At 47.4% G+C, this 18633-nt stretch carries 13 protein-coding genes and 1 pseudogene; 3 read left to right on the forward strand and 11 right to left on the reverse strand.

The window, feature by feature from the left end; translation table 11 throughout:
* Positions 1–4: 4 nt before the first annotated feature.
* The 5 genes from LKD71_RS12755 to LKD71_RS12775 all read right to left on the reverse strand — a co-directional run bounded on the left by LKD71_RS12755 (position 5) and on the right by LKD71_RS12775 (position 6833).
* Positions 5–925 carry an ABC transporter permease gene (locus tag LKD71_RS12755; RefSeq protein ID WP_178047366.1) on the reverse strand — a complete coding sequence of 307 codons (921 nt, stop codon included), beginning with the start codon at positions 923–925 and terminating at the stop codon, positions 5–7.
* A gap of 76 nt (positions 926–1001) precedes the next feature.
* Positions 1002–2507, reverse strand: a complete 1506-nt coding sequence (locus LKD71_RS12760; RefSeq protein WP_178047365.1) for an ABC transporter substrate-binding protein — start codon at positions 2505–2507, stop codon at positions 1002–1004.
* Positions 2508–2678: 171 nt separating this feature from the next.
* The gene (locus LKD71_RS12765; protein WP_178047364.1) at positions 2679–4259 is read right to left on the reverse strand and encodes a response regulator transcription factor; all 1581 of its coding nucleotides are present in this window, start codon (positions 4257–4259) and stop codon (positions 2679–2681) included.
* On the reverse strand, positions 4237–5955 hold the full coding sequence (locus LKD71_RS12770; RefSeq protein ID WP_227615701.1) for a sensor histidine kinase: 1719 nt from the start codon (positions 5953–5955) through the stop codon (positions 4237–4239). Before LKD71_RS12770 ends, LKD71_RS12765 begins: the two co-directional genes overlap by 23 nt.
* Positions 5956–5978: 23 nt before the next feature.
* Positions 5979–6833, reverse strand: a complete 855-nt coding sequence (locus LKD71_RS12775; protein WP_227615702.1) for a LysR family transcriptional regulator — start codon at positions 6831–6833, stop codon at positions 5979–5981.
* A gap of 115 nt (positions 6834–6948) precedes the next feature.
* Here LKD71_RS12775 and LKD71_RS12780 point away from each other — a divergent pair, with 115 nt between their 5' ends.
* On the forward strand, positions 6949–8313 hold the full coding sequence (locus LKD71_RS12780) for an MATE family efflux transporter (RefSeq protein WP_178047361.1): 1365 nt from the start codon (positions 6949–6951) through the stop codon (positions 8311–8313).
* A 17-nt stretch (positions 8314–8330) separates the two neighbouring features.
* Here the strand turns inward: LKD71_RS12780 and LKD71_RS12785 are convergent, their stop codons facing one another.
* The gene (locus LKD71_RS12785) at positions 8331–9185 is read right to left on the reverse strand and encodes an alpha/beta hydrolase (protein ID WP_227615703.1); all 855 of its coding nucleotides are present in this window, start codon (positions 9183–9185) and stop codon (positions 8331–8333) included.
* 186 nt (positions 9186–9371) lie between these two features.
* On the opposite strand from LKD71_RS12785, the gene LKD71_RS12790 reads away from it, so the two are divergent.
* Both LKD71_RS12790 and LKD71_RS12795 read left to right on the forward strand, forming a co-directional pair.
* On the forward strand, positions 9372–9806 hold the full coding sequence (locus LKD71_RS12790) for a MarR family winged helix-turn-helix transcriptional regulator (protein ID WP_227615704.1): 435 nt from the start codon (positions 9372–9374) through the stop codon (positions 9804–9806).
* Position 9807: 1 nt separating this feature from the next.
* On the forward strand, positions 9808–10584 hold the full coding sequence (locus LKD71_RS12795; RefSeq protein WP_227615705.1) for a sulfite exporter TauE/SafE family protein: 777 nt from the start codon (positions 9808–9810) through the stop codon (positions 10582–10584).
* 446 nt (positions 10585–11030) lie between these two features.
* On the opposite strand, the pseudogene LKD71_RS12800 reads toward LKD71_RS12795, so the two are convergent.
* The 5 genes and pseudogenes from LKD71_RS12800 to LKD71_RS12820 all read right to left on the reverse strand — a co-directional run.
* Positions 11031–11654, reverse strand: a pseudogene (locus LKD71_RS12800) (fibronectin type III-like domain-contianing protein); the annotation flags it as partial.
* Positions 11645–11788, reverse strand: coding sequence for a hypothetical protein (locus LKD71_RS12805; protein WP_227615706.1), 144 nt, complete (start codon positions 11786–11788; stop codon positions 11645–11647). The pseudogene LKD71_RS12800 and the gene LKD71_RS12805, both read right to left, overlap by 10 nt.
* Positions 11789–12324: 536 nt before the next feature.
* A complete protein-coding gene (locus LKD71_RS12810; RefSeq protein WP_227615707.1) occupies positions 12325–12495 on the reverse strand; it encodes a hypothetical protein in 171 nt (56 codons plus the stop codon).
* 197 nt (positions 12496–12692) lie between these two features.
* Complete coding sequence (locus LKD71_RS12815) at positions 12693–17780, reverse strand: DUF3783 domain-containing protein (RefSeq protein ID WP_227615708.1); 5088 nt, start codon at positions 17778–17780, stop codon at positions 12693–12695.
* Between the two features lie 430 nt (positions 17781–18210).
* Positions 18211–18414, reverse strand: a complete 204-nt coding sequence (locus LKD71_RS12820) for a hypothetical protein (RefSeq protein ID WP_178728684.1) — start codon at positions 18412–18414, stop codon at positions 18211–18213.
* Positions 18415–18633 lie beyond the last annotated feature (219 nt).

Below are 18633 nucleotides of genomic sequence, written 5' to 3' on the forward strand. Positions count from 1 at the left end.
CCTCCTAGAACATTGCGTCATCCGGACTTACTTTCCGCACGATCATATTGGCGGTAAGCACCAGGATAAAGCCGACGATGGACTGATAGAAGCCTGCAGCAGAAGCCATACCCACATCGTTCTGCTGCATCAGGGCCCGGTATACATAGGTATCGATCGTCTGCGTGGTGGAATAAAGTGCTCCGGAATTCATGGGAATCTGATAAAACAGGCCAAAATCGGAATAAAACATCCTTCCCACACTCATAATGATCAACATGATCATCGTAGATTTTAAAAGCGGCAGGGTAATGAAACGGATCTGCTGCCATTTGGTCGCCCCGTCTACCATGGCTGCTTCATAAAGAGAGCGGTCAATACCGATGATGCTGGACATATAAATGATGGAGGAATAGCCGATCCCCTTCCAGACATTCACAAAAAGCAGGATATACGGCCATTTTCCCGCATCATTATACCAGTCGATCTTGGCAAAGCCCAGGCTGGAAAGTATACCGTTAAGAAGACCGGTTTCTCTGCTCAGAAAAGCATAACCGATATAGGCACAAATAACCCAGGAAAGCAGATAGGGGAGCAGAAGAACTGTCTGGAAAAATTTTGTTTCCGCCCTGTGCCGAAGCTCACTGAGCATAATGCCTGTTGCAACTCCCGTAACCGTACCGACAATAATAAATATTAAATTGTAAAGAATGGTATTTCTCGTGATCTGGAAAGCCGCATTTGTCTTGAAAAGATAGGTAAAATTTTTAAAACCTACCCAGGGGCTTCCAAAAATTCCCTTCGTATAATCGATCTGTTTAAATGCAATGAAAAGACCGGAGATAGGGCCATAGTTATTCACCAGAAGATACAGAAGCCCAGGAGCCATCATCACATAAAAAGGCCACTGTTTTCTCAGACCATGTTTTTTCTTTTTCGCCGTCATGCTTTTCCGCCTTTCTCAAAAAAGAGTCAAAAAGAGCCGCCGCAGTTATTTACGACGGCTCTTCTTCATTTTTTATTTACTGCTGATTTTCTGCTTTCCAGGCATCCAGCTGTTTCTGCTTCTCTTCGATGACCGTCTGCATGCCTGCATCATCCAGTGCTTCCAGGAATGCATCCATCTCTGTATCCGGATTCAGAGAACCACAGCTTAAGCCGGGCAGATACTGATTGATCACATTAGTGATGGCTGCAACCTCAGAAGAGACTGCCGTACTGTCAAAGGAAAATCCCATAACCGGTGAAAACTCGGAATTCTTGTTGTTTTCCTCCAGACGACTGTAGATAGTCGTATCTCTTCCTTTTCCCCAGATATAGGAGAGGAACTGATTACCAAAGAACCAGTCCATGTTCAGACCGTAGGTCGTAGTGTTGGCATCCACACCCTCCGGGAAATCGATGGTACCGTCATCCTGTTTTTCATAATGAACGCCCTCAATACCCCAGTCCAGAAGATTTACCACATCCGGGTTCGTATACATTTCATTCAGGAACTTCATGGCTGCTTCCGGATGTTCACTGGTGGGAGAAATGGCAAAACCAATAGAGTTTACATCCGTTGTCTTGATATATGGTTTCAAAATCTTGATACATTCAACTTCCACACCAGTACCGGTTGTGATCTGCTCTGCCTGTCCCTCTTCTCCTTTGATAAAGAAACCTGCTGTCCGGTTGTTCTGCATATAAGTCAGATGAGTCTCCTGAGTTGTGGTGGCATCCTCCAGGACATAACCGGCCTGATTCCACTCATACGCATATTCACAGAGCTTTTTAAACTCATCTGTAGCATACATATTAACTACGGCACTATCATCTTCTGGCATCAGAACACCATTATTATCATCCAGATTATCAGAGAACGGAATAGCATTTGTATATAAAATCAGATTCGGATTTGTTGTAAACGGAACCAGGCAGGCATAATCTGGATGAGTTTCCTTGATCTTTTCAAACATCTCTGTCAAAAGATCCAGATTTGCACAATATTCGTCAAAATTCTCTGCCTGTTTCAACTGATCCACCGGAAGATCCAGCTCATCGATAAAGTCTTTCCGGAGAACAATGGAAATTGCAGAAGCTTTTCCATTATTGTTAGGAAGCGCATAGACAGAACCCTGATTGGTGCAGGCCTTCAGAAATTCCTCACCAAGAACCTCTTTGATTCCTGAGCCATATTCATCCAGATAATCATCCAGCTTCAGAAACTGGTTTTTGGCAAGCATACCGCTGTAGCTTCCCAAATATCCGAAAGCATCCAGCTGCTCTCCACCGGACATCATCAGACCGATCTGATTCGTATAATTGGCAAGGTTAATGCCTTCGATCTTTACATGAACCCCAATTTTCTCCTCTGTGATCTTGTTCAGTTCTGTCTCGATCTGGGTCATATCCACAGTTTTTGTCAGTGGTGTGGCAAACACGATTTCTTCCAGGTCATCTGCAGAAGCGGTGATACCGGTTACTGGCAGTGAAGTCAGTGCCATTGCAGCTGCTCCGGTCAGTGCCAGAATTTTTTTCATTTTCATACTGTTTTTCTCCCTTCGTTTTGTATGCGGTTATGTTTGATGACTCCATTATAGATTGCCTTAGCCGTTTTTTCTCACAAAAATCTGTTTTTCTTTTGCCGGAAAAACGAAAAAGCAGCGGTTCTGTCTTCCACTGCTTTTTCATTTTTGTCCATTTTGCCGTTTTTCTTATCACTTTTCTGTCCTTTTACCGGAATTCTGTTCTCCCTTCCTTTTCCGGTAATCGCTGGGAAGATATCCGGTAACTCTGCGAAAAATTTCAGAAAAATAGGAAAAGTTATTATAGCCAAGCTTCACTGCAATGTCTCCGATATTATCTTTTCCTTCTGCCACCAGCTCTCTGGCCCGTTCAATCTTCCTCAGCATGATATATTCGCTTAAGGACTGCCCTGTCTCTTTCTTGAAAATCCTGGAAATATAATCAGTAGAAAAATAAAGCTGTTCTGCGATCATTTCCCGGCTGATCCGGTTTTCCAGGTTCTCTTCCACAAATTTCCGTATCCTGGTTACCGTATCATTTTCCTCTCCCCGGGTTCTGCTCTCTTCCTTCATCCGATCAGCAGCGGCAGAAATCCATTTCCGGCAATGCTCTACTGACTGATAAGCCTTTCTGGCTTCTTCCATCAGTTCATCGTTCCAGAAAACCTCCGGATCCAGATTTTTTCCCTTCAACAGCTGATACAGCTCATACCGCACTTCTTCCAGTTCCAGAAAAAATACTTTTTTTCTGATTCTGCTTCCATCCGGCCAAACTTTTTCAGAAAGCACTTCTGCCTCTTCCCATTTTTCTCTTCGAAATACACTCAGGAATTCCTGAAAAACCTTTTTCTGAGCCTGTTCTTCCTGAATCTCTCCCCCGTTTTCCACAATTCCCTGAAGAACTGCCACATTATCTTTGTCCTGTCTCAGCAATTCTCTATAAGTATCCTGAAGTTCCTCCGCAAAGCAGGGAACGCCAATGTATGCAGCCATACCGGTTCCTGCAAGATTTTTACAGATGTGGATAAAATTTTCCAGATTTTCCTGAGATTCTTCCTCTCCCGGCAGGATCACCCACATAATCCTGTCTGACCAGCCAAGTTTTAATGACTCCGTCGGAAACAGTTCTCTGAAGATATTGGAGATCACAAACTTCATAAGCCCTTCCGCTTCTGTCCAGTCCCTTTCCCGATCCGTAATCTTTCGGACAGATAAAAGTATCAGCTGATACTGTTCATTTTCATCGAATTCCGCTCTGGCCCGCTCTGCCGCTTTCCGGATGGAATCCAGATTTTCCCCGGCATTCCCTGTAAGTACATCTTTCCAGAATGCGGTTTCTATCTGCTGCTTATTGGACTCCCAGAGACATCCCTGGCTTTCCTGTTGTTTCTTCTTTCTGTTTTCCTCCTGCAGAAGCACCGCCCGATGAATAATCTCTGAAAGCTTCTGAAAATCGATGGGTTTCACCACATATTCCATCACTCCATAATGAAGTGCTTCCTGAGCATACTGAAATTCTGCATGACAGGTCAGGCAGATCATCTGACAGTCCTTTTCCTGTTCCCTGACCCAATGGATCAGCTGCATGCCGGATTCTCTTGGCATTTCAATATCCGTAAGCAGAATATCGATTTTTTCCTGAAGAAAAATCTCCTTCGCTCTTTCCACATTAAAGGCTGTAAATACCCGATCTACTCCTTGTCTTTCCCAATCAATCTTTTTCTGCAGGGTACGCACCACATACACTTCATCATCCACAAGAAGTAAATTCATTTTTTCCCACTCCTTTTATCCATATTTCTGTCCGGGCTCCGGACGGTTCTCTGTTGGAAATCCGGAATGTTACCTGCCCCGGATACATCTGTTCCAGTCTTTTTTTGATATTCCAGAGTCCGATATGGCCGTCCTGTGGCGGAATTTCATCAGCAAAATCCTTCTGGATCTTTTCCGGATACCCTTTTCCATTATCTTCCGCAAGGATATGCAGATCCGGACCTTCCATAAAAATTTTCAGTCTGATTTCTGTTTCCCCATAAATATCAAAAGCATATTTCATAGAATTTTCAATCAGCATCTGAACAGCCAGCGGCGGAATCACAATCTGTTCTGCTCTTTCATCAATCTCCTGAATGTATCGGAAACTTTCTCCGAAACGGATCTCCATAATCTTCAGGTAATGAGCGATATGCCTGCTTTCTTCCAGAACCGTCGTTTTTCCATTCCGACTGCTGACAATATAACGGAGATACAGAGAAAGGTTCTCTGTCAGTTCCCCGATCAGTTCTACATCCTCTGCCTGAGCCATCGTATTGATCAGATTCAGAGCATTCAGGTAAAAATGCGGCTCGATCTGCAGCTGCATATAATCCAGTTCCAGCTTCTGCTTTTCCAGTGCATCTTCATATGCCTGGATCTTCAGTGTTCTGATCTGAGAAGCCATGGAGTTAAAGGCTTCGATCAGATGGTGCAGCTCCTCACTGGTATCTGTATTCGGGATCTGCACTTCCAGATTACCTTTTTCAATTTCTCTGATACCTTTTTCCAGGGAGTCCACCGGCTGAAAAATACACTTTTGCAGAAAACGCAAAAGAAAAGGTGTCAGAATCATACCAAAAAAGAGAATCACCAAAATCCCCATGATTTGGATAATATAAAAAATACCAAGCAGTTTCCTTCTGCTTACCACACTCATCATCCGGAAATCTCCGTTTTCTGAATCTACCCCTGTAATCAGATAGGCATCTCCTGCTCCGGAAAAATAATAACCACCCATTTTTCCACTGAAATTCAGATTCTGAAGTTTTTCCGGAAGTTCGGTAAGAAGCGTCCCATCTTTGGCCGAGAAACAGAAATCACTGTTTCCTATCATCTGTTCCTGTGAAAACGGAGCCATCAGCGTTTCGTAATCTGTCCAGGTAAAGAAAAGCATTTCTTCATTTCCCACGCAATACAACATCACAGGAATCTCATTCATAAAGTATGTCTGAAAATGCAGACTGTTCTGATAACATTCCTCCCAGTGTTCTTTCACATAATCGAGTACCTGCATCCTCTGCTGAAAGCTTTTGCTTTGATCTGTGAAATTATAAACCAGCTTTCCGTTTTTGGGTGAATAGCAGGCAATCCCTCCAATATAATTGAACATATGGATATCTTCATAAAATTTTCTTGTATACAAAATTGCACCATCATAACTTTTCACCGGATCTGACGATGAAAAAAGATTCATTTGCTGGTCATTCGTACTTTCATTCAGGAGATATTCCGAAATTTTATTAAGTTCTGCATCCAGCTGATTTACATTTGACCTCAGAAGATTCTGATTATTTTCATAAATCTGATTCTGAATTTTCCGGATTGAAAAAAAACTCATCCCGAAAAAAAGGATCAGCACGGGAATACATACGGCTGCAATAACCAGTAATACTTTTGTTTTTAACGTCTGTGTTTGGAGTTTTCTGTTTTTCATAAGCTCTTCCTTTGCTTCTGCAATCAGTTTTTTTCATCCCACAATCCCAGAAAATCCTGTATTTCTCCGGGCAGCCGGCCTTTGCGCCAGGCCAGAAGAATCTCGGTGGAAAGATCCGCGTCAGAGACCGGGCAGGCCTTGAGGCAGGAAGAAAGCTTCAGCATGGAAGAGGGAAGAATCGCGATTCCCATGCCCTTTTCTGCTATCGTCATAGCGGTCCGCGCGTCCTCACAGGCAAAATAGATATCACACACCAGGCCAGCCCTCTCAAAGGCGGAAAGCATATATTTCCGATAGCGATGGGAAAGAATCAGCCGCTGTTCTGAGAGCTCTTCCAGGCGAATAGACGTGCGGCCTTCGAAAAGCGGATGATCCGGGGAAGCCATGACCAGCAGGCTTTCTTTTGCCAGAGAACGGGTCTCGCAGCCGTTCAGCACAATGGGGGTCCGGAGTGTAGTCAGGTCTATGATCCGGTTTTCCAGCTGATCCTTCAAAGTAAAGGTGGAACCCTCGTGTACATCAAAATGTACCTGAGGGTATTTTTCCGCAAAACGAAGCAGATAGTCCGACATCATGGAAACTGTGGAAGGTGTCATACCGATGTGAAGTGTGGCTGCCTGACTGGATTTTATGACTTCCCGTTTGGTCAGATCTGAAAGCATCAGAAGATTTCCGCCCTGTTCATAGAGTGTCTTCCCGGCTTCTGTCAGGGTGATCTTTTTGGTTCCCCGTAAGAAAAGCGGAACCTGGAGTTCTTCCTCCAGCATTTTCATCTGATAGCTTAAGGGTGGCTGGGTCATGTGAAGGTCACGGGCTGCACCGCTGATTGTTCCGGCATCCACAATGGCTCGGAAATATTCTAACTGTTTGAGTTCCATAGGGTATCTCTCCATATATAAATTATTATTTTTTGATATAAAAACCATAATTTACATATAGGATAGCCCATGCTATACTGAAAAGCAAGAAAAAAGAAAAAGGAATGAGTAGAAAATGAAGCGAATTGATTTTGAAAACGGAACAGTGACGCGGAATATCTTCGGAGCAGCGCTTCCCATGCTGGTGGCCCAGATTTTAAATCTCCTCTATAACATTGTGGACCGCATCTACATTGCCCGGATTCCGGATGTGGGAACGGCAGCACTTGGAGCCGTAGGTCTCTGCTTTCCGCTGATTGTTGTGATCACTGCCTTTGCCAACCTGTTCGGAAGCGGCGGTGCCCCGCTCTTTTCTATCTACAGAGGAAAAAAGAAAAACAAAGAAGCGGAACAGATCATGGATACCTCTTTTTCCATGGTTTGCGTCAGCGGTCTCATTCTCATGGCCATCGGTCTTCTCTTCGCCCGGCCCCTGCTGGTGCTTTTCGGAGCTTCCAGGGAGGCTCTGGTTTATGCCTGTCCGTATCTGATGATCTATCTCATCGGCACACTGCCCTCAATGATCGCCGTTGGTATGAATCCTTTCATCAACGCACAGGGCTATTCTACGGTAGGAATGCTCTCCGTAGCCATCGGAGCCGTGGCAAACCTTCTGCTGGATCCGCTGTTTATCTTTGTACTGGGCTTTGGCGTTCAGGGAGCAGCCATCGCGACGGTGCTCTCCCAGTGTCTTTCCGCCGTGTTTGTCCTGTTTTTCCTTACGAGAAAGTCAGAGCTGAAAGTCCATTTTCTCCGGAAAAATGAACTTTCCTCCTGTGTGCCCTACGCAAAGAATATTGTCAGCCTGGGAACCTCCAGTTTTATCATGCAGCTGACCAACAGCCTGGTGACCATCTGCTGCAACCATGTACTCTCCAGCACCGGAGGCGACATCTACATCTCTGTCATGACGATCGTTTCCAGCGTACGCCAGCTGGTGGAAACGCCGATTTATGCCATGAATGAGGGAACCTCTCCGATCCTGAGCTACAATTACGGTGCCCGCCGCCCGGCCCGGGTACGAAAAGCCATGCTGGTCATGAGTGCCCTGGTTCTCGGCTACACAGCCATCATGTGGAGCGTCATCCTTCTGGAGCCGGGCGCGCTGATCCGGATCTTCAGTTCTGATGAGACACTGATCCGTGATGCCGTTCCTGCCCTGAAACAGTATTTTGCGGCTTTCATTTTCATGGATTGTCAATATATCGGCCAGACTGTCTTTAAATCCCTGAACAAAAAGAAACAGGCGATCTTTTTCTCTCTGCTCCGCAAGGTAGTCATCGTCGTTCCTCTGACCTACTTTATGCCCTACACTCTCCACATGGGAACCGCCGGTGTTTTCCTCGCCGAGCCGGTATCCAATGTCATTGGCGGAGGCCTTTGCTTTGTGACGATGCTGTGCACGATCCTGCCGGAGTTAAAACGTTTGGAACTAGTGTAGTGACAGACAGAGGCTCTCTATCTGACATTACCCAGACTTTTCCGGAAGAAATCTCCGATTTCCTCCCAGATCTTCTCCTGAAAGAAATGAAGATCGGCATGATCTGCCCCTTCAATCGCAAGAAGAGTCACATCGCAGCCTGCTTTCTCCAGCTTCTCATAAAGCAGCTCACTCTGAGTAAACGGTACGGTATGATCATCTTTTCCGTGAATGATCAGGAAAGGCGGCGCTTCCGGAGTCACAAAGCTCACCGGACAGCATTTCAACGCTTCCCCGGCATGACGCATAACATTCTTTCCCAGGAGAAGTGATTCCGGCGTTGCCGCACACTGTTCCGCTGAATCATAAGGAAAGCCTCTGAAGTCTGTGGGCGGATACCAGGGGCAGGCTGCCTGCACACTGCTGGAATATTCCAGATTCTCTCCCACATCAAAAGACGGATCCGTTGCAAGAGCTGCCATACAAGTCAGATATCCGCCAGCCGATTCTCCCATAACGCCGATTTTTTCCGGATCTATATGGAAACGTCCGGCATGCGCACGAAGATAGCGGATTCCGGCTTTCACATCTTCAAGAGGCCCTGGAAACGGGGTTTCATTGCTGGTCCGGTACTGAAGGGAAGCCACTGTAAACCCTTTTCTTGCAAGTTCTGAAAGATATGCCAGATGAGCAGAACGATCCATCTGGAGCCAGGCTCCCCCGCAGATCCAGACGATACAAGGATACTTTCTTTCCTTATCCTCCGGATAGATCAGATCCATTTTAAGATCCTGCATCGTGTGTCCGAACCAGCTGTCCCGTTGGGCATACGTAAGTCCTGTGATCACGGTAAATTGTGGGACTTTTACTTTTACCTGAATATTTTTTCTCATGTTGTTCTCCTTTCTCAGTCGGTGCAAAATAAACATCCTCTGGATAATCTTTTTCCCTTCCATCATATCATAATGCAGACAATTCATACAATCCTTCTTCTTTTCTCTTGACATTTTTTTCTCTCCGCACTATACTTCATTTTTGAACAATTCAAATTTGAAATACACAAGAAAGGAGAAATCTATATGAATCCGGAACTGGAATTCGCCCGTAAGACCGCCCTTGCCTACAACGCTCTCTGCCGACCGCTCTGTCAGGAACTGAACCTGCCGCAGACAGCTTTCGATATCCTGATGTTTCTTGGCAACAATCCGTCTTATAAAACAGCAAGCGATATCGTAGAGATCCGGCATATCAAAGCCAATCTTGTTTCGGTAAATGTGGACCGGCTGGTCCGGGAAGGTTATCTTATGCGGCAGGAGGTCAAAGGAGACCGGCGCAAAACGGAACTGATCTGCACAGAAAAAGCACAGCCTGTCATCCGTCGAGGACAGAAGCTTCAGCGTACTTTCTTTGATCGCCTTCTTGAGAATACGGACGAACAGACGCGAAACGCTTTTTTTGCCGCCATGAAAATCATGGAGAAAAATATAGATATGATATTGGAGGAAACAAAGTAAAATGAGTTTGTTATTAACGGTTTTCGTCACATTTTTTGCAGGCATGGGTGCCGGTCTTGGAACCGGTTTTGCCGGTTTAAGTGCCGCTGCGGTCATAAGTCCCATGCTGATCACATTCCTGCATATGGATCCTTACATGGCGGTAGGTATCGCCCTGTCCTCTGACGTACTGGCAAGTGCCATTTCCGCTTACACCTATCACAAAAATAAGAATCTGGATGTCAAAAACGGCCTGATCATGATGGTAAGTGTTCTGATCTTTACCGCCGTTGGAAGCTATGTTGCCAGCCTGGTTCCTTCCCAGACTATGGGAAGCTTTTCCGTATTCATGACCTTCCTTCTGGGCATTAAATTCATTGTCCGCCCGGTCATGACAACCAAAGAGGCTATGGAAAGCATTTCTCCGAAAAAGCGGGCTGTCCAGTCCGTGATCTGCGGCGTGATGATCGGCTTCATCTGTGGCTTTATCGGTGCAGGCGGCGGCATGATGATGCTCCTGATCCTGACCAGCATCCTTGGCTACGAGCTGAAGACAGCCGTGGGTACCAGTGTGTTCATTATGAGTTTCACTGCCCTGACCGGAGCTGCTTCCCACTTTATGATCGGCGGTATGCCTGACTGGCCTGTATTTTTCCTGTGTGTCATCTTTACCCTGCTCTGGGCGCGTATCGCAGCTGTTTTTGCCAACAAGGCAAAACCGGCAACATTGAACCGTGCTACCGGCGTAGTGCTGGTTATCCTGGGTATCATCGTCATGGGATTCCAGATGCTGGCATGATCCCATAAAAATCCGGCGTATATCTGCAAAGATAGATTCTTTGCGGATATACGTCTTTTTCTTTTCTGCGAAAATCCCATCAGGAGTGTCCCTCTCCCTTTGCTTCCGTACTCTGTTTCATATTTTCCCCAAGTCGGATCACCTTTCCCAGTTCCAGACCGGTAATCTCCGCAATTGATCGTGGTGCCTTCGCTTTTGTCTGCCAGTACTTTCTTTATTTTACGATATGTGGCCGTATGAGAACTGATTGCCTTCTCATCCAGTGTAAATTCCGGTGTGTTCTGACACTCCGCTTTCTCCAGCTCTTTCCGGCAAACCTGCTTCCCTTCCTTTTTCAGGCTCTCAAAGTTTTCATCCAGTGCAAACTGATTTTCCAGCTGTTCCGTCAGGACCTCCTCTTTCAGCAGCAGACGGGCTGCGACCTGTGTATTTTCAGAACTGTTGCCGACCCGTAAGAGGTATTCTCCTGGTTCCAGCAGCCAGGCCGCTTTTTCTTCACTGTAGGATGCCATATCACGGACATTCAGGGAAAGCTTTAGCAGTTCTTCTTCTCCTGGCAGAAGTTCTTTCGTTTTTCCATAAGCTGCAAGCTCCTGATAGGGCTTCTCCAGCCCTCCTTCCGGTGCGGAATAATAAAGCTGTACCACTTCCTTACCCGCGTAGGAACCGATATTCTGCACCCGTACGGCTGCATAAATTTCGTCTTTTTCCACATGAACGGATTCTGTTTTCAGAGAAAACTCCGTATAAGAAAGCCCGTATCCAAAACAGAATGCCGGTTTGATACCGAAAGTATCAAAATAGCGGTAGCCCACATAGATACCTTCCCGGTAGTAAGAATCATTCAGATCTCCATTATTGGAGCTGAACTCGCCACTGTACGGATAATCCTCATAAGCCTTTGCCCAGGTAGTGGTCAGTTTTCCGGAGGGGTATGCTTTTCCAAGAATCACATCCGCCACGACATCTCCGGTGATGTTTCCGGCCTGGCTGATCAGAAGGATTGCATGGACACCCGGAATGCTGCACAGTACACTGGTATCAATCACGCCGCCTACATTCAGCAGCACTGCAAAATGCGGGCTTCTGCGATATCCTGCGGTGTAACCGGCTGTTCTTCCGGTTTTTCCGGCTCAATCTCAAAGAGCAGGTCAAAGCCCTCTGCCCTCAGAGACAGCAGCTTCTGTGCATATTCATCCATCACATGGTCGTATCTCTCCTGGAAAACGTCTAACCAGTGCCGGGAAGAGATCTCAACACCCGCATTGGCAAAACCCTGTTCAATATTTACAACTGTACTGCTTTTTGTGTTTTTGGCATTTACGGTCAAATATTTCTCGGATTTTTTGACCGTTTTTGAGGTTTTTGTGATTTTCGGTCAACGGAATACTTTATTTTTCATGACCGTATTTGGAGTTTTGGGATTTTCAGTCAATTGATTGCTCTATTTTGGTTGACTTATTGGACGTTTTACGATATACGGTCAATTCAGGCCTGTACTGGACGGTAAATGGCAATTTAGCGGAATACAAAAGGCAAGGATGAAATCAGCAGATACGCAGACGCACAACAAAGATTTCTGACGCAGCATTTCACATTCTGATGAATTGGATTGGCTGTGTTATTTCGAAGAATTGCTGTAGCTACGATGAGGCTTTTTCAACTGTAGAGTCGGATTTGCAGACAAGTCCCCCCCTGCTTTCTGCAATTAACGCAGCTGGCGGGACCTGCCTGATTCCCTCAGATCAGAAAAAATACCCCCAGAAACATAATCGCGCTCACCAGATTTCCGGTGCTAACGAGGTGGAATGGTGTGAAGATGAGGAACAAAGGCAGGATATTGAAAATGCAAGCCCAGGCCGGCAGGATGGTGGTTCCGGTCAGAACCGCAGCGAAGGAAGCCGCCAGCATAGAAAAACGCCTTCCATGATGGACGCCATGGGATTCTTCAACGGCGCTCCTTCAAACAACAGAGAAGGTGTTCGTTCATGCGAACATGATTCATTCTTCTGGCAGAAAATCTGCCTGTCTCTGAACAGTTCTATTTTATCACCAAAAACAGGAAAACGCAGGACTTTTCAGGGTCCTGCGCTCTCTTTTTTCAGGTTTTATTTTTCTTCACTTTTTCTCCAGAGTGCTGTGCCCAGAGCTGCCATGCCGGAAAGGGCCAGCAGGAACAGCAGAATTGCTGTATCTGTGGTATCGCCGGTCTTCGGTGCGTTGGCCTGTGTGTTGTTTCCGGAGTTGCTGTCATTTCCATTGGTGGTCTTTGAAGCTTCGGTAGTCTTTGTCGTCTCAGACTCCGTCTCCTTTGTTGTCTCGGTCTCGGAAGAAGTTTCGGTTTCGGTCTCTGTGGGAGCCTCAGTTTCAGCAGGAACTTCCGTCTCCGCAGGTGTTTCACTCTCTACGGGCTTCTCGCTCTCCGCGGGTGCTTCACTCTCTGCCGGCTTCTCGCTCTCCGCGGGTGCTTCACTCTCTGCCGGCTTCTCGCTCTCCGCAGGTGCTTCACTTTCCGCAGGCTTCTCACTCTCTGCCGGGGCCTCGCTCTCGCCAGGCTTCTCGCTCTCGCCAGGCTTCTCACTCTCGCCAGGCTTCTCACTCTCGCCAGGCTTCTCGCTCTCGCCAGGTTTCTCGCTCTCGCCAGGTTTCTCACTCTCTGCCACAGTCGTCTTCACTGCCATGACAGCCGTATCACTCCGGCCCACCAGGCTTTCTGCGTATACTTTTACGGTATAGTCGGTTTCGCTGTTCAGTCCGTCAAAAACAGTATGTAACCCGGTGTTGTCAAGCGTCCTGGAAGCCAGCTGTTTTCCATCCTTATAAAGAACTACCGTGTAGGAAGCAGGAGCCGGGCAGTTGTCCTTGCCCTGCTGCTGGGTAATGCTGATCTCAAGCTGATCTTTTCCAGCCGTTACTTTCACCTCCGGTTTTTCCGCTACCTGAAGCTGGGCCTTCTTGGAACCGTACTGGTTCTCGCCGGTGATGGTAACGATCTTTGTGATGAGATCCTCTGCCTTTACATGCTCCAGAACCGCGCCGGTCTCTCCGCTGCTCCACTGATAGTTCAGCACAGACCCCTCTGCTGCCCCTTTTAAGGAGGCTTCCATGTCGTAGGTTCCATCCTCCTGCGGAACCAGGGTGATCACTGCCTCTCCGGCAAGCTCAGTCATTCCGGTCAGGGTAAGATACGGAGCCCGTAAGGCGGCATCCACTTTCTGAAGGTCTTTGAGAGACGGCTCCTCAGAGGTCAGAATATCATTTGCTGCTTTCAGGGCTGCCTGAAATTCTGCCCAGCTTTCAGCATTTCCGTACTGCTCTTCTGTCAGTTTTTCTGCATCCTTCACCAGCTGGTTCAGTGTAATCAGCGCCTGGAAGGTCTCATGCTCTTCCCTGATATCGTCGATGAGACGATGGAACTCATAATCTACGTTGTAAGCTGTTGTAACTGCTTTGTGGTCGATGCGGATTCCGTTTGCTGTCATGGCATCCAGGAAACGATCCAGCTGAGCCTCGGAAAAGTTTGCCATTACCATAAATTCGGTGTTGGAACCATTTCCGCTGTAAGGCTCGGAATTTGCCTCGTAACCCTCCATGCCTGCCAGATAACCCAGACTCTCGTTGAGCTGGCTGTCTGCCACATCCACGGCTTCGATTCCCTGCTCCTCCAGAATCTTTCTCAGGCGCAGTCCCAGGGAAGTATCTTCGCTCAGGTTGTAGAGAAGAACCCTCGGAGCCGTGATGGTCTCATTTTCACCCACAATGGGAATGGAAGTGGAAAGATAATCGACCTCTTCTCCCTCCCACTCGGTATGGGGAAGACGAAGCTTAATGATTAGACGGTCGCCCGGATTCAGGGTCACACCTGCTTTAATCGGAATGGTCAGTTTTCCTCTGGTTACATCACCGGTTCTGGAATTGACCTGGGCAACTCTCTGAACTTTGGAATAATTCTCCCACAGTTCATTGTCTTCAAATTCCTGGTCACTGTAAGCACCAGAAAATTCATAGACGGTTACATCACAGTAGAAATCATTTCCCAGGGTAAAATACTCATCGGAATAATCAATGGCCACTTCCACGCTCTCGGCATTGCTCTTCAGCGCGGAAACTTCAAAAGCCGCATAGGGAGTTCCCCAGTCGGGAGACGGCTGAACCTCCACCACATTGGAGCGGACTTCCTCATCTCCGACGGTCATAACCAGCTGAAGCTTCGCGCCGGCTGTCAGTTTCCCGCCGCAGTAAAAACTTACATTTCCTCTGTTTGAATAGTAAACACTTCCCGAAGAAATCACCTTATCATTTTTCGTATCCAGAGTCTCTCCGGTGAACTGGTACAGTTTAAAGGATGCCTGTGAAAAAGAGGAATCAAAGTTTGATGCCGCTTTGATATGAGTCATTCCTGCTGTTACCTTTGATGAAGTGATGGAAACTGTGGGTTTTACCTTTTCCGGCTCCGGCTGAATCTCTTTGCTGTTGGAAAGTACGCTGATCTCATCGGAAAGAATCAGCTCTGCAATGATTTTTTTACCCACAGCCAGTTTTCCTTTTCCTAAAGTAACTCTCTGGCTGTTTTCTGCCGGAGAAACAGATCCTGAATAGATTTCTTCCGCCTGCGTGCGGTCGAAGGTGTCGCCCTCGTAAGTATAAAGCTTCAGGATTCCGGTAAAGCTTTCGTCAAAATCAACGGCTGCCCAGAGGTCGGTCCGGTCTGCACGGATCGTGTCCGTAACGATCTCCACTTTTGCTTCTTTTAGAACAGGGTTATTTTCCGTGATGGAAACGGAATCGCTGTATTTATAAAAGACGCGGTCATTATCTACATCATATTTGTAAAGATAAGCCTGAACGGTATTTCCTGCTTTCAAACCGGTGTTTACTGCAAACGTATAGGTTCCTGCCCCGGTAACAGTCTTACTTCCCAGTCTGGTACGGCTGTCTCCGTCTCCATCCGTAGCCGCATTTCCTGTGGACAGGATCAGAAGGCCGCCATTATACGTTTCGCAGCCGGTCACAACTACGGAGACTTCTTTGGTCTCTGTGTTGATTTCGGTATTCAGGATCGTCACTCTCTCTGCTACCAGCGGAGCCAGAACTGGGATATCTTCACCATAAAATCTGGAATTACCATTATTGTATACAAGAACCAGGCGCAGTTTCTCTCCTGCTTTCAGTCCGCTGATCCCGGTAAAATGAAGAGTTCCCGGCTTTTGTCCGAAAAGCCGCGCCACATAAGAATCTGCTGAAGTCGGGTCCACATTACCGTTTTCATCTACCCGGCAGAGCGCCGCGATATTGATGTTTGTGATGGAATCGTCTTTTGCCTTCACCGTAAAGGTAAGCTCCGTCGTCTCCTCCGTCACCGGTCCATTGTCCTGAGTGACCGTAAAATCCGGAATTGCAGCGACAACGGCAGGGTCCGTCTGCGCAATCACCGTTCCATTCTGGAGAAGGAAAGCAACGATTTTTTCGCCTCCTGCAAAAGAAACCATAGAGTCAAGAACCATTTTTCCCTCAGAAACGTCAAGTCTGGAGCTTACCAGAGTACCCTCCTGAGTGACCAGGGAAGCCGCATCTGCGTCATACTTCTTAACCAGAAGCACACAGCCCTCGGGGATTCTTCCGCCTATCGTCAGTGCCACACTGGAGTCTGTATCCCGGATCTCTCCGTCAAAGGAAACCTTCGGCGCTCCGATAACCGGCACGGAATCATCCGGCTTGTTGAAGCTGGCCTCGTAATCATTTCCTTTTGGAAGATAAATATCCGGATTCTGGTCCCAGTAAGCCACAGCGCGCACGCGATAGCCTGCCTTCAGCGGTGTATCCGAGAAAGAAACCTCCAGACCGGAAACAGCCTCCGTAAAGGACTGGATCCGAAGAAGAGAAATCTGGCTGCTGCTCTCGAAATCAAAGGTATCGCCCTCGGGGTACTGGGCTACACTGACATTGATCTCTGTCTTTCCCTCTCTGGCCGCCTGGAAAAGGCGCTCGTCGCCAGTCAGAGAAATGTGAAGAGAGGTCGCGCCCTCCTCCAGCTCTTCTTCATCGATGGAAGCATCCGGATAAACGTAATCCTGGAAACCCTCGCCGTTTTCATCCACAACCTCCAGAAACTGGGAAAGGGAAGAACGGTAGTAATCCTCGCCCACAGGCACATTCAGGCAGGCGATGATATCGTAGCCTACCGGAAGGGGCAGCTGGGATTCCGCAAAGGAAAGGGTTCCTTCAAAGCCATTTGTTACCCAGCCGGACCAGAGAACTTTATTAAAATTGGAATCCGGATCAAAGCCTGTATTTCCTGCATAGCCGCAGATTTTCAGCCAGCATTTATCCACGGAATCGTCCAGTTTTACGCGGACGTCCACGGAAGTTTCCTGCTGTGTGAACTTCTCTGTACGCGTTTCTCCGTTTTTCATCAGGGTTACGCTGGTATTTTTCAGAATCTCCTCCGGCGTTTTCTCCTGACCGGGATCGGGCTCTATCTGCTCTTCTGCAACAAGGATGGGGGATGATACATAATCCACAATACTGCCTCCTGCATCTCTCACAACCACCAGCAGCTGTTTTCCCGGCGTGGGAGCTCCAGTAAGAGAGAGCACATTTTCTCCCGTATGAAGCCGGCTAAGAACGGAAAAATGCAGGCTTGTATAGCCGTTGAGTTTGCCTGCATCATAAGTATCTCCCGCATCCAGCTGAACGACACGAAGAATTCCGGAGGACGGTACTCCGGAAAGATTTACCGTAAGAGAAGTAGTCTTGGAAGTCACCTCGCTGTTCTGAACGGTGATCTCCACGGGATCGCCTGCCTGAACAGCAGAAGCATTTTCCCGGGCAGAAAATACATCCGCCTGGGCTTCAATTTCCTGAGTGGACTCTGTCTCTTTCTCAATTTCCTGTGAAGCAGTCTCAGTCTGAACTTCCGTCTCTGTCACGGTCTCAGAATCTGTCTCTGTCATAGCCTGTGTCTCAGTTTCCATTTCATTCACTGTCTCAGCCTGAGACTCTGTTTCTTCCCGGGTTTCTGTCTCAGTCTCTTTAACCGAGACTGTTGTTTCGGTTTCCCCCTGCATTTCTGTCGATAATTCCGTTTCCAGACCGCTCAGATCTGCGGAAAATACCGGCATTGCCAGTGAAGAAAATACGAGATTGGCTGCAACTGCCATACTCAATAATTTCGCTGTGTACCTTCTCTTTTTCATAGTGTCCTTTCCTGTGCTGTTTGCCTGCTTACGTCTACGGGTTCCTTTATGCCTGTTGATAATTAGCATCAACTAACCCTCATCTCAGAAAATCCGCAGGCCTTCTCCCGTATTTCCCTTTGGAAGCTTCCTGCGGTTTTCCTTGCCTAATATTTTCTGATTTTTCCTGTCATTACCAAGAAACGGACATGTCGCCTACCGGCGACATCACCATATATAAGAGCTGCCGACCTCATTCGTAATCCGGGCTATCGCCCGTCCGATATCCATGAATTCGCTCATGCGAGCATGGCTCATTCATGGCTGCCGTCCGGGACTTTCATAGTAAATATTATTGGTTAGTTTACACTAATTTGCATACAGTCAGACTTTAGCATACCTTTTTTGCTCTGTCAACTATGTCAGTGAACATTTTACCGCAGATGCCTTTTCATGCAGTGATCAGGGACAGCAGATAAAATCCGCTTCCACTCTTTTCACGGACTTCCGCAGATGGAGCTTCGATAATCTCGATTTCTACGGTATGAAATCCCGGAACGCTGTGATGGAGCACGGGGACCAGATAGAGGCAGTCGCCCCAGTTTTCCTCGAAATTGGCATCCAAGACTGTGGCATGAATCAGGTCGCCGTCCACGATAGCCCGCGCTACCGGCGCCGGGCGGCGTATCCAGAAGCCTTGCCCCTTCGGAAAGTTCCAGTGCTTCCAGCGTCAGCTAAACACGGGGCTTTCCGGGTCCTGGTCATCGATCCGGCCGCAGTAATTCAGTTTTTTATCAGTGACCCTCACATGACTAAAGTCATGTGCTTCCAGACGCTTTAGGCGTCAGACTAAATATCGGCGGATACGCCTGTA

Origin of the sequence: Fusicatenibacter faecihominis (assembly GCF_020686945.1) — a bacterium.
Lineage (GTDB): Bacteria > Bacillota > Clostridia > Lachnospirales > Lachnospiraceae > Limivivens > Limivivens faecihominis.

Coding starts and splice junctions, on each gene's coding strand:
- LKD71_RS12755 (WP_178047366.1), bottom strand. CDS start 925: ATGACGGCGAAAAAGAAAAAACATGGTCTGAGAAAACAGTGGCCTTTT.
- LKD71_RS12780 (WP_178047361.1), top strand. CDS start 6,949: ATGAAGCGAATTGATTTTGAAAACGGAACAGTGACGCGGAATATCTTC.
- LKD71_RS12795 (WP_227615705.1), top strand. CDS start 9,808: ATGAGTTTGTTATTAACGGTTTTCGTCACATTTTTTGCAGGCATGGGT.
- LKD71_RS12760 (WP_178047365.1), bottom strand. CDS start 2,507: ATGAAAATGAAAAAAATTCTGGCACTGACCGGAGCAGCTGCAATGGCA.
- LKD71_RS12810 (WP_227615707.1), bottom strand. CDS start 12,495: ATGCTGGCGGCTTCCTTCGCTGCGGTTCTGACCGGAACCACCATCCTG.
- LKD71_RS12790 (WP_227615704.1), top strand. CDS start 9,372: ATGAATCCGGAACTGGAATTCGCCCGTAAGACCGCCCTTGCCTACAAC.
- LKD71_RS12775 (WP_227615702.1), bottom strand. CDS start 6,833: ATGGAACTCAAACAGTTAGAATATTTCCGAGCCATTGTGGATGCCGGA.
- LKD71_RS12785 (WP_227615703.1), bottom strand. CDS start 9,185: ATGAGAAAAAATATTCAGGTAAAAGTAAAAGTCCCACAATTTACCGTG.
- LKD71_RS12765 (WP_178047364.1), bottom strand. CDS start 4,259: ATGAATTTACTTCTTGTGGATGATGAAGTGTATGTGGTGCGTACCCTG.
- LKD71_RS12815 (WP_227615708.1), bottom strand. CDS start 17,780: ATGAAAAAGAGAAGGTACACAGCGAAATTATTGAGTATGGCAGTTGCA.
- LKD71_RS12770 (WP_227615701.1), bottom strand. CDS start 5,955: ATGAAAAACAGAAAACTCCAAACACAGACGTTAAAAACAAAAGTATTA.